This is a genomic window from Pseudomaricurvus albidus, from assembly GCF_018863235.1.
Lineage (GTDB): Bacteria > Pseudomonadota > Gammaproteobacteria > Pseudomonadales > Cellvibrionaceae > Pseudomaricurvus > Pseudomaricurvus albidus.
This window is the reverse complement of record NZ_JAHKRS010000004.1, coordinates 260,017-272,161: the sequence shown is the minus strand read 5'-3', so window position 1 is coordinate 272,161 and position 12,145 is coordinate 260,017. Positions and strand designations below refer to the sequence as shown.

Sequence of the window (12,145 nt, the reverse complement as noted above, 5' to 3'; positions counted from 1 at the left end):
AACCTTCATAATATATTGTTTTAAAAGGACTATACTGTGGACGAACAACTAGGAAAAGAGCTGGAACAAGCTCAGGAAATTTACAAATTGGTGGTCGAGTTCTTTGTTAACTACAGCTTCCAGATCCTGGGGGCACTGCTCATTTTCATGATTGGACTGCTGGTCGCTAGAAAGGTCAGCGCGGTCATTTTTAACTTCTGCCAGAAAAAAGAGCTGGACATTACCCTCAGCCGCTTTATCGCCTCTGCCACGAAAATCGTCGTTCTTGTCATGGTTGGCATCATTGCCCTGGGCAAAATAGGCATCAGTATTACCCCCTTCCTCGCTGCGGTGGGTGCACTGTCTCTGGGGGCTGGTTTGGCCGTTCAGGGATTGCTCTCCAACTACGGTGCCGGTCTCAACATCATTCTCACCCGCCCATTTGTGGTGGGCGATACCATCAGCGTCCAGGGCGTGTCAGGACAGGTTAAGGAGGTACAGCTTGCTTTCACCGTCCTTACCAATGAAGACGGTGAGCAAATCACCATACCCAACCGACACATTGTGGGAGAGATCATCCACAATTCGTTTGAATACACCCTGGCAGAACTCTCCATCGGTATTGCCTACAGTGAAGACCCCGAAAAGGCTATCCGCCTGATTACGAACTGCCTGTCGGATCTCGACAGCGTTACCGATGACAAGCGTCCTCAAGTCGGTATCGAAGGCTTCGGCGACTCCAGTATCAATATTGGCATTCGGATATGGCTGCCCACGCAGCACTATTTCGCCCTGCAATACGAGGCGAACCGAAGGATCTTCGCTGCCCTGCAAAAAGACGGTGTGGTGATTCCTTTTCCCCAGCAGGAAGTCAGAGTACTCAACGAAACGATCCAGACTTCGGTTTCGGCCAATTCCTGAATCGGTTGAAATCAGGGGGCACATCTTTCTGTTTTTCAACCAGCTCAGAGCGGTGTCCATTTAGCATCAGACGTTGTCTCGTTTGGACAAACTTGTGTCGGCTTTGCCGCTTGCTCCAGCATTGGCAAAGCCGCAGAATGATTCAAACAATAAGAATTAAAGATTGAATTATGTCAGAACAGCAAAACACATCGCATGGCTCTCCAACCGCACCGGCGCATCCAGCGGCCACTGTAATATTGTTACGACCTGCCGGTGACGCTTTTGAAGTGCTGCTGCTGTTACGTGCTGAATCCATCAAATTTGCTGGTGGCAGCTGGGTATTTCCAGGTGGGCGCATTGAAGCCGATGACGCACCCGGGCAACCACTTGATAGCTGGGAAGCAGCACGACTGGGCGCTGCCAGAGAATGCCTGGAAGAATCCGGTTTAACAGTGGATCCGGCAAGCTTTATTCCCTACTCCCACTGGACCACTCCCGAGAACTCATCCAAGCGTTTTTCCACCTGGTTTCTTATCGGCAGTCTGGATCAAGAGGCTGAAGTGATAGTCGATGACGGTGAAATTGTTGATTACCAGTGGCTGACACCAGCCCAGGCACTGGAAAAGCACCGCCAGCAGCAACTGTCCATTATGCCGCCGGCCTATATCACACTGCTGGAGCTATCAAAGGTGCATAGCATCAAGGCAGCCAAAGCTTTTGCCGAATCACGCAAACCACCCTTTTACCATCCGAAAATGGTCAAGGAGAATCGGGAGGTCTGCATCCTTTACGGTGATGATGCGGGCTATGAGAGCGGTAATCCTTCAGCGCCAGGGGCCCGCAATCGAATCACTCAAAGCGATCACGGATGGCAACATATCTTACGAAGTTAAGGCCGGAACTAACGTCCGACCTCTTCCTCAGATCGGGCTAGAGCCGGAGCCTGCTGGATTATCAGCGCTTTCAGTTCAAGAATTTCACGATGCAAATCCTGTACGGTTGCCTCACCCGCGGCTTCAGCTTCTTCTTTGGCAATACGCTGGTGCTCTTCTTCAAGCACGTTGACCACAATACCAATGATCATATTGAGGAAGGCAAAGGCCGTAAAGAAGATAAATGACAGGTAGTAAATCCAGCTGAGCGGATACTCCTTCATGGTTTCGTACATGACATCGGTCCAGTCTTCAAACGTCATGACCCGGAACAAGGTCAACAGGCTGACAGCAATATCGCCCCACAACTCTTTATTCACCGAGGCAAAAAACGTGCTGCCTATGGCTGCATATATGTAGAAGATGATAAACATCATCAACAGTACATAGCCCAATTGAGGCATAGCCTTGAGCAAAGAATTCAACAGCATACGAAGCTCAGGAATAATCGAAACCATCCTGAGAACCCGGAAAATACGGACCAACCTTCCTATCAGTGCCATTTCACTGTCTTCGATAGGAATTAAACTGACCACCACAATCAGAGTATCGAATATATTCCAGCCACTGCGGAAGAAGCGCTTTTTATCAGGTTCACCGAGGAAGCGAATGACGATTTCCACCAGGAAGATCACCGTAATCGCCCAATCCATTACGATCACGGCCTTAAGCAAGGCATCGGGCAAAGGATAGGTTTTAACCCCGATGACCAGCGCCGAGAAAATAATAATTCCTACTACAAACAGCTCAAAAGCTTTGTTGGAACGCAGCCTGTAAAAAGCTGCCTGCCACTGTGCATTATTGTCCATTACGGTTGTCATACTGTCTTTTTCACTCATATCAGGCTCTTATTTACCTCTGGCCACCAGTCCTAATGAAAGGCGGCTCTTAATAATTCACCAAAAATACAACTATCAATACACTTAGTCAGATCGAAACACTCAGTCAGATCGAAATTTATTCAACCTCCTCCAGAAAATCCAACGATGCCTGCTGCCGGATGGTTCGCCGGTGGTTGGCCATCAACGCAGCAATTTTTTCTTTGTCACACTGCTGACGATCCACCAACACCCGTGTATTCAGCTCACCGACCGGTTCCGCAGTTGGACATTTACTGAAAATAAACTGGTTGCTGATAAGATCCATAAAGGGTCCGGACTTGCTGGATGGCATGATAAACATCAACTGTAATCCCAGACTCTCAGTCAGGTAATTTATAACCTCTTTGGATCGATGTTCATCCATCTTCGAAAAGGCTTCATCCACCAGCACCATTCGCAGGTGGGACTTACCTTCACTAAAGCGAAACGCCGAAGTAATGGCGGCACTGCGAATGATATAAGCCGGCGTCTCCAGTTGCCCGCCTGAACCGGTGCCATACTGACTCAAGGCGATGGGTGTTTTACCCTCTGGCTTTTTATAGATTTCGTATCGACGGTAGTTACGATAGTCCGCAATCCGCGCCAATTCGCGCAGAGCTTTGGTTTCGTCTTCATCCAACAGCATTGCCATCAAGCGGTTGCGAACCTTTTCGTGCTTGCTGCTCAATTCCATATCAAACAGAGTTTCGCCGTCTCCCAGACTGGGGCTGTCAATCACAGCCTTAAAAAACTGCCAGTACTCTTTGAACTCCGGCAACCAGTCCCAGCCAAATTCAAAGCTTTCACGATCGGCACCAAAACGATGGTGCTGTAGCTCATCATTTAGGCTGGTGAGCGTCTTCTCACCATCGTTAATAGCCTGATAAATAGAATGGCAAAGGTTCGTGACGAAGGCGTTATTAAAGCTCTCTTTCAGACTCGTTAACTCTTCGTAACGCTTGGCCAGAATGTTGTTTTTGTAACGGTTATAGAGCTTATCCAGCTGCCGCTGCAAATCACAAACGCTTTTGAAATTAGCGCGCCCGAGGCTGTTGGAGAAATCCAGATCGAATGCCAGCGCATCGGCACCCTGGCACAGTTGATTATGCTCCAGAATACGGCGCTGCAGACTATTGAGTTCACTGTTGAGTTCAGCTGACAAGGTTGCTGAAGCTGCCTCAAAGTATTCCGTACTATGAACTTCAACACGCTCATCGGCGACAGCCAATTGCTGCTCAACATTAAACTCGGCCCAGATAGAAGACAGACTTCGAATATTATCTTCCGCCGTTTCCAACTGTTCCAGGTTGGAATCCTGCTCTTCGTTCAATTGTTTGCAGGCCCGATCGGCTCGGTCAAGTTTTGCTCGGATGTCTACACGGGAATTCTCCAGCTCAGCCAGGCGCTGCTCCTGGGTCTGCTCATCAGCTTTTAACTGATCCAGCTGCGCCTCCAGCTCATCAAAGTCAGACAAATCAAGCTGCTTTAAACTGGCCTCTGCATTCTGTAATTTACGCTGAATGGACAACATGGCCTGCAGCTGATCTGCGTAAGTAACTGGTTTCATCTGATCGACAGACTGCAACAGCAAGTGGCTCTCATTGGCGTAGTCAGAGCTTTTCTGCCATTCGATCTGCAAAGCTTGCAACTCATTCTGCTTGGCCAGCATGGCTTTTTCACGGGCAGCTTGACCAAATACCAGCTCACTGTCATTAACATCACAACGAAACATGGCATAGTTACCAGACCCGAGACAATCCCGGGTGACCCCTCGACGGGTGGAACGCAGCGCGTCCGCATCCTCAACCCGCTGAACCTGACCATAACTCGATTTAATGTAAGCCTCGGCGGTAGAGTGGCCAAACTCCATCACATCAATGATCGAATCCTGAGGTATGTGGGTCAGCTTGTCAGCATCTCGACGCGCTTTTTGCCCCTGAATAACCCGGGCTTTGCTGCCACCGGACATTTGCCGAACCAGTCGAATAGCCTCAGACTCATAACCCTCTTCCACAATGATGCCAAAACGTGCACCACCGATATAACCTTCAATGGCAGATTGCCATTCAGGATCCACGACTTCGACATAGTCACACAATACCCGCGCATCAGCTTCCGGTAACTTGGTATTCAGGACTTCCAAAGCCTGTCTCACATAGTGTGGGTAAACCGCTTGACGCTGCTCCAGCAATTGAATCTCGGCATCCTTGGTGGCGACCTGTTTTTTCAATCGTTCGCTGGACTGGCGTCGCTTGTCTCGCTCCTGCGCCAGAAGATCTCGTAAACTGGTTTCCCTGGCGCTGGTTGAAAACCATTCACCGTTCAAACGGTTATGCAACTGCTGCTGCGTCAATGCTTCATCGAGATGACTTTCCAGTGGTGTAATATCAATCCAGTCGCGATTAAACAGTGACTGAAAATCCACACTGGCCTGCTCGGCACTGACGGAAGCTGTGAGTTTAGACAGCGACTTGTCGGTTAGCTCCGGAATTTCCAGCGACAGGGAGGTTTGCTGAAGATTCTTCTGAATCTGACCTGCGGCCTGACGATTGCGTCTAAGCTGTTCATCCTGTGCCAGTAGAGGCTGCACCGATTTTGCTAATTGTGCTTCTAACTCAGATACATTTTTTTCCAGTTGGTCTTTATCGCGTAACGCCGGCACTTGCAGACGGCTGACTTCGACCTCAAGCAAACGTTCGCGAATATCCCGACGTCGGGATTCAGCCAGATCCTTGTCCCGCTCGTTGGCTTGCAACTGCTCCTTGAGGCTTTGCTGCAGTCCTTTTTCCTTCAGGTAACGACCCTGGCACTGTGTATAACGAGCTCTTGCCAGACTGTAATCCAACAACTGTTGCTCCAGCCATTGATCAATAAATCGGTTGGCACTGTCACGGCCACCCTGCAGTCTGGCTGTGGCTTCACGCAGTTCCCGGGCATCGCTTTCCATGTTGTGGATTCGCTTGAGCATGGCCGACACATCACGAATCGCGTCCCCCAGATCGCGGGGTTCAAGGACTTCCTGAGCAACGAATTCATCAATGCCTTTTATTGGCTTGTAGGCCATAAAACGCGAAAACGCCCGTGCGGCGTTCATCGCCTCACGTTCCGAAACTGCGTCAGTGCGCCCCCGCAAAACACCGTACAAGCGGCAAAGATACGCCTTTTTCTTATCGTATTTTTCAACTGCTGCAGCACCAAATTGCTTGCGCAGTAACGTGTAAATACGATCCATGGGTACGACGTAGCGACCACCGGTGTCTTCTTTGACCAAATCCTTTAACGACAGACTGACATCCGGAAGAATAAAGAATTGACTGTGATCCAGGCGCGCCACCTTTTGCTGACCGGCAGATTCAACAAAGGCACGCATGGCCAGCAAGGCGGTAAAAGCTTCTCCATCCTCCCCGGGAGTTGGATGAAAGACCGCAGCCAAATACCCATCACAGGCTTCCGGTCGGGCATAAGCGCCGTCATCACAACCCAACACATAGGACGCCAGGGTGCGAACTTGTTTACCGCCCCGCCCTCGCTGGGTGGATTCATCCTGTCCCGGGTTAAAGTGAAACAGATTATCGTGCGCCGCCGTCATCACGGTTTGTATTGCATCCGCCGCGGTTGTTTTACCGGAGCCATTCCCCCCGGAAAACAGGTTGATGGGACCAAAATCGAATTCAGCGTGAGGGATATTGCCCCAATTAACGTATATGAACTTCTTTAAATACATTCTTATGCGTCCTCGTCCGATTCTTCAAGGTCATCCCGATCGGACGCAAAGAGTGAACTGCCCCCCGTGTGAGCAAGCCCTTCATTGTCACCGTCATGATCTTCATGCTCTAACGCTGGACCAACGACAGACTCATCATCAGAATCTTTTGTCATATCCGACAGGGAGTGTTCAACCAGCTCTGATGCGTCCAACAGACGATCGATCAGATCATTACTGACAAGATTGACGACCATGGGTCTGATTTTGATCCAGCTATCACCACTGAGAAGATCTGCCTCAGCACCGAAACGTATCACCCTGAGCTGGCGTAACCGTTTAAATAATTGTTTGCGCTCTATCTGGCTGTCAGGCAAAGAACGTGACAGAAGATTTTTCAGGGAGAGCGCCAGGGCTTCAACAGATAAATTCACACAACCGGCTTCATCCACCTTGCCTTCTCGCAGTGATTTATCGTATTCCGTCCGCAGTGTCAGAATGACCGCCACTTCATGTTGATTAAGGCGTGATCGCAGCCCCCCATTGAATGGCGTATCCGTTTCATCATCAATTCCGGGTACTCGCGCACCCGGAGGAATTAACCGCACATACTGGAAGCGTGCATCGTGATGCAGTCGAACTCCCATCAGCGAAAGGTAATCATCCACCAGGGTTTCGATCCGTACAAACCGGTCATATAAATCAGCTTCTACCCGGCTCTCATCACGGCACAAGACTCCGTAATCCAGCAAACGCTGAATCAACTCCAACCAATCGCTGTCCTTCAGGTTTTCAGCACTGAGTGAATCAAACAGGGTTTCCTGCAAACTAGACATGCTGATCGACCTCAATCAATTCAATCACAAATTCGTCACGACGAGAGAAATAATCCCCATCCGTAATACCGGCTTCTTCAGGTAGCCACTGCTTTCCTTCTGAATCCAGACTGACCGGATGTACGGCAAAGCGGTATTCACTGGATAAATTATCCGCAGCCCCCACTTCAATCGCGTGGGCGATGGATAACAGATCCCTGGCTGTGTGCACGGGCAAATGGCGGGTATTGATCCGACCAGAATTCGTAAGGGCACTAGTGATATACTCGCGAATATCTCCACCCTGTATGGTAAATGCCCGATCAAGAGCTTGCTGGACAAACAATTCCCGCCGGGCTTCACTGTCGATCTTTTGCCCCTCGTCAACACGACTCCTCACCACACGTTTACCCGCTCGTGTTTTGAGCTGTATCTGACCCGGATCAATATATCCCAGACTGACGCCTGAAAGGTTCTCTGAAGCTCCCAGTAATCTTTTATCCTGTTCCTGTGGCGACAGACTTGTTAACTGCTTGCAGGCGTCCAGCAGACCATCATCCCCTTGAGAATGGATATAGCTCAGTTGTCGCATGATGATATCTGCCCGCTGAGTAAAGCTGTTCAGTGAACGACGCAATGCTGGCAGCATGCCTTCACACGCGCTGCGCAACCGCTCTTCAATACCGGTTAACAGATTCTCCAGAATGGACTGCCCTGCGACCACTTTATTGGGCAACAAACGTCTGAGCCTGACCTCCATGACCGCACGCCAGTCCTTATCTTTATCGTCGCTGTCGCCCCCATACTTACGTTTACGACGAATCTGCTTGATCAAGGAGGCAATCTGATCGCGATACTTTTCAACGCTATCCGCGGAGAGACGCACTTCCAAGTCCGGCTTGAACGTATTTTCCATAAAGTCAAAGAACTCATCGGTAGCCTGTTGAATCAATTGACGGGCTTCCACTTCCTTGACCAGCTGTCTCTTACGATCCTCCAGCTCCGAGATCACATCGGTGAAATCGCTGATAATACGTTCGGAATATTCATAGGCATCCAGCAGGTCGTGAATTTCTCCCTGTTCAAGAAAAGCCTGCAGGCTGTTTCGGGTGTTGCGAGTATTGCGATTGCGGGTACGAAAACGACTGCTATCGCTTTCGATGAAAGGCTGCGTAAAGAGGCGTCCTACTTTACTGAAGGCATAGGAGCTTTGTAAGGTGGCTTCATCCAGTTGTTTTTCCAGCCAGCCATACTCGATAAGGATATTGAGGATAAATCCGGCCAGTTCCCGCTGATTGCGGAAACGCCCTTCCTCTTCGCTTTCGATATTATCTGATTCCAGAACCGGAGCTCTGGCAATGGCCTCCTGGAAAATATCGACGACCTGATCGCGATTACGGACATGGCCAAAATCGCTGAGATCAGTATAGAGACGCTGGTATAAAAGACGCAGGCATTCCACAACCACTTCACGGTATTTTCCGGTCAGGGGTTTAAAAAAATGCGGGCGGGAGTCTGAGAAAAACATGGGCAGGCTATATCACTGATCGTAATGCCATTGAGCTCTTCAACCATCCCTGGTATCAGAAGCGTTTTGAGTTGGTAACGCTTGAAACGCTACTCTTCCTCACTATTGTAAAGGCAGGCTTTGGCAAAACTGCGTGTCTCTGCGTCTGTCCATTCCCCGTTCGGCTTATCCACCATGGCATCACACCAGGCTTCTCCTACCAATTCCGGAGCCTGTTGACTTTCGATCATGGTCAAGCCCAGGATGAGAGCAATAACGCCCACAAGCAATAGACACAGAATGCCCAGGTATTTCTTCATTCGAACCTCAGGGTTTATTTAAAAATACAATGCTCAGCGTAGGCAGAAGCATCATTGGTACTCCAATCACCCTTGGGCTTTTCCTTCATGGATTCGCACCATGCCTCACTGCCAACCTTGGGCGCGCACCCCATCAGGCTTAAAGACAAGACAGCTACGCTGATCACACTCAGAGCTTTTATCATTTTCATTGTTCCTTCTCCTTACAGCTGTATAACGTCGATTACATCACTTTGTTTTTAAACGGTTCCGAGATTAATCGGATCCTTCGGCTAGCCAATCGGCAATCTGCTCGGCGTAATATGTAATTATCAGGTCACAACCTGCACGTTTAAACGCCATCATGGTTTCCATGACGATCGCCTGCTCATCAATCACACCTGCTGCGGCGCTGGCCTTGATCATGGCGTACTCTCCGCTGACATGGTAAACAGCCAGTGGGCGCTCGCTGTGCTGACGGATATTGGCGATCACATCCAGATAAGCCAAACCGGGCTTGACCATCAAAATATCGGCACCTTCCATCTCGTCCTGCATGGATTCAGCCAAAGCCTCACGACCATTAGCAGGATCCATCTGATAGGTTGAACGCGTGCCTTTAAATGTGCTGTCTACAGCATCACGAAACGGGCCATAAAACGCCGATGCAAACTTGGTTGAATAGGACATGATCGGAATATGTTGAAATCCTGCCTCATCCAAGCCCTGACGAATGGCGGCAACCATACCGTCAATCATGGTAGATGGTGCGATCATATCGACACCCGCTTCCGCGGCGACCACAGCCTGCTTCTGCAAGTTGGCCAGTGTCAGATCATTGTCAACATCCAGTCCTTCGTGTGATCCTTCACACAGCACACCGCAGTGGCCATGATCGGTGTATTCACAAAAGCAATTGTCGCTGATCACAACCATTTCAGGCTGAGCCTGTTTGGCAATTCGGATACAACGAGCCATTAGACCGTCTTGATTCCAGGTGTCCGATCCGACATCGTCTTTATGGGTGGAGACACCAAACAACAAGATAGCGCGAATACCCTTGGACCACGCTCGCTGCACAACTTCAGCAAGTTGCGACTCGGGATAACGGACGACACCCGGCATACTGCTGATCGCTACCGGCTCAGAAATCTCTTCTTCAATAAATAACGGCAGGATCAAATCTTCGGCCTGCACGTGGTTTTGTCTCACCAAGCTGCGTAACACTGAAGTACGACGCAGACGACGAAAACGAAATTCTGGTGTAATGGTCGCCATTACTGATCTTCCCAGTTATCGATAATTTCCCTTGCCGCGCGCATGGCCTCAAGTGCTGCAGGAAACCCACAATAAGCGGTAGACTGCATGATCACCGCGCGAATCTCTTCTTTTGTGCAGCCATTTCTCAGTGCTCCGCGAACATGGCCTTTAAGCTCATTGGTCGCCTTTAAAGCAATCAGCATGGAGATGGTTACCAGGCTGCGAGTGCTACGCGGCAGGTCATCACGAGTCCAGGGGCCGCCCCAGGCATTTTCCATGACCAGATCCTGTAATGGCTGATCAAAATCGTTGGCATTATTGAGAGCACGATCAACAAATTCGTCACTCATTACTTCACGACGTATGGCTTCGCCGGCTTTCTGATCTTCGATACTCATAATTCTTTAACCTGTAACCTGTTGTATTACTCTCTTCGCTACTTTCCCTCTTCGCCGCCTATTCTCTTCGCCATTTGGTGCCTTCACGGGAGTCCTCAAGCACAACTCCCTGCGCTTTCAGTTCTTCACGAACCTCATCGGCACGGGCGTAGTTTTTATCCAGCTTCGCCTGCACTCGCTCGGCAATAAGGGCTTCAATGTCTTCAGCAGAGATTTCACCGGCATTACCACTATCGGTAAACCACTGCTCTGGATCCTGCTGTAACAGTCCCAGCAGCTCACCCGCTTTCAAAAGGAGCGATTTGAACACGGGTTTGTCTGCCACTTCGGCTTTGTTGAGTTCACGGGCCAGCTGACGCAACTCACCCAAGGCAACCGGGGTATTCAAGTCGTCCAGCAGCGCTGCGTAAAATGGCTGGGCCTTAACATCCACCTCAACCATCGGAACATCTTTTGCCTCGCGCAATGCACTGTAGAACGCATCAAGGCGAGACTTGGTTTCCTCCAGCAAATCAGTGGAGAAATCCATTTCCGAGCGATACTGGGCAGACAACAAGGCCGCTCGAATCACTTCACCTTTATATTGAGTCAGTAATTCACGGACGGTGCGGAAGTTGCCCAGAGACTTGGACATTTTTTCACCACCAATATTGATATAACCGTTGTGCATCCAGTAGCGAACATACTGTTTGCCATCGTGGGCACAGCAGCTTTGCGCAACTTCGTTCTCATGGTGAGGAAAAACCAGATCCCGGCCGCCGCCATGAATGTCGATGGTTTCACCCAAATGGGTTTCAATCATCGCACTGCACTCCAGATGCCAACCGGGGCGACCATATCCCCAGGGACTTTCCCAGCCGGGCTCTTCACTGCTTGAAGGCTTCCACAAGACAAAATCACCGGCATACTTTTTATAGGGGGCAACTTCGACCCGCGCACCATCCAGCATATCGTCCAGTGAACGGTTTGAGAGCTTGCCATAGTCTTCCATCGACTGGACCGCAAACAGCACGTGCCCTTCGGCCTCGTAGGCGTGACCTTTTTCAATCAGGCGCTTCACCATATCGATCATTTGATCAACATGATCTGTGGCATAAGGAACAATGGTCGGCTGCTGATTGTTGAGCTGCGCCATATCGTCTTCGAACTCTTTGGCATAGCGTGCAGCCAGCGTGGAAATAGCTTCACCATTCTCCGCTGCGGCTTTCATGATCTTGTCGTCAATATCCGTGATATTGCGTGCGTAAGTCACTTCGGCGTATTCACTTTTCAACACCCGAAACAACGTATCAAACACCACTACAGGACGGGCGTTGCCAATATGAACCAGGTTGTAAACCGTAGGGCCACACACGTACATTTTGACCTTGTTGGGCTCCAATGGCTCAAAGGCTTCTTTCTGACGGGTCTGGGTGTTGTAAACGTGTAAACTCATTAAATTTCCAAATTCTTTTGTGATAACAACATTGTTGGCTACAACCAATGTGCG

General features: G+C 49.8%; 11 protein-coding genes. 2 read left to right on the top strand and 9 right to left on the bottom strand.

The window, feature by feature from the left end:
* Window positions 1-36: 36 nt before the first annotated feature.
* The gene (locus KOI40_RS09425; RefSeq protein WP_216097254.1) at window positions 37-900 is read left to right on the top strand and encodes a mechanosensitive ion channel family protein; all 864 of its coding nucleotides are present in this window, start codon (window positions 37-39) and stop codon (window positions 898-900) included.
* Window positions 901-1,070: 170 nt separating this feature from the next.
* Window positions 1,071-1,775 (top strand): NUDIX hydrolase, encoded by a 705-nt coding sequence (locus KOI40_RS09420; RefSeq protein WP_216097253.1) that lies wholly within the window; start codon window positions 1,071-1,073, stop codon window positions 1,773-1,775.
* Between the two features lie 8 nt (window positions 1,776-1,783).
* On the opposite strand, the gene KOI40_RS09415 is transcribed toward KOI40_RS09420, so the two are convergent.
* The 9 genes from KOI40_RS09415 to cysS form a co-directional block, all read right to left on the bottom strand.
* Complete coding sequence (locus KOI40_RS09415) at window positions 1,784-2,653, bottom strand: ion transporter (protein ID WP_233710135.1); 870 nt, start codon at window positions 2,651-2,653, stop codon at window positions 1,784-1,786.
* Between the two features lie 118 nt (window positions 2,654-2,771).
* On the bottom strand, window positions 2,772-6,398 hold the full coding sequence (locus KOI40_RS09410) for an ATP-binding protein (protein WP_216097252.1): 3,627 nt from the start codon (window positions 6,396-6,398) through the stop codon (window positions 2,772-2,774).
* A gap of 2 nt (window positions 6,399-6,400) precedes the next feature.
* The gene (locus KOI40_RS09405; RefSeq protein WP_216097251.1) at window positions 6,401-7,213 is read right to left on the bottom strand and encodes a DUF4194 domain-containing protein; all 813 of its coding nucleotides are present in this window, start codon (window positions 7,211-7,213) and stop codon (window positions 6,401-6,403) included.
* Complete coding sequence (locus tag KOI40_RS09400) at window positions 7,206-8,720, bottom strand: Wadjet anti-phage system protein JetA family protein (RefSeq protein WP_216097250.1); 1,515 nt, start codon at window positions 8,718-8,720, stop codon at window positions 7,206-7,208. Before KOI40_RS09400 ends, KOI40_RS09405 begins: the two co-directional genes overlap by 8 nt.
* An 89-nt stretch (window positions 8,721-8,809) precedes the next feature.
* A complete protein-coding gene (locus KOI40_RS09395) occupies window positions 8,810-9,019 on the bottom strand; it encodes a DUF3012 domain-containing protein (RefSeq protein WP_216097249.1) in 210 nt (69 codons plus the stop codon).
* Between the two features lie 14 nt (window positions 9,020-9,033).
* Window positions 9,034-9,210 carry a DUF3012 domain-containing protein gene (locus KOI40_RS09390; protein WP_216097248.1) on the bottom strand — a complete coding sequence of 59 codons (177 nt, stop codon included), beginning with the start codon at window positions 9,208-9,210 and terminating at the stop codon, window positions 9,034-9,036.
* Window positions 9,211-9,274: 64 nt separating this feature from the next.
* Complete coding sequence (gene hemB / locus KOI40_RS09385) at window positions 9,275-10,276, bottom strand: porphobilinogen synthase (protein ID WP_216097247.1); 1,002 nt, start codon at window positions 10,274-10,276, stop codon at window positions 9,275-9,277.
* A complete protein-coding gene (locus KOI40_RS09380; RefSeq protein ID WP_216097246.1) occupies window positions 10,276-10,656 on the bottom strand; it encodes a carboxymuconolactone decarboxylase family protein in 381 nt (126 codons plus the stop codon). The genes hemB and KOI40_RS09380 overlap by 1 nt, the downstream gene beginning before the upstream one ends.
* A 58-nt stretch (window positions 10,657-10,714) precedes the next feature.
* Window positions 10,715-12,091 (bottom strand): cysteine--tRNA ligase, encoded by a 1,377-nt coding sequence (gene cysS / locus KOI40_RS09375; protein ID WP_216097245.1) that lies wholly within the window; start codon window positions 12,089-12,091, stop codon window positions 10,715-10,717.
* Between the last annotated feature and the right edge of the window lie 54 nt (window positions 12,092-12,145).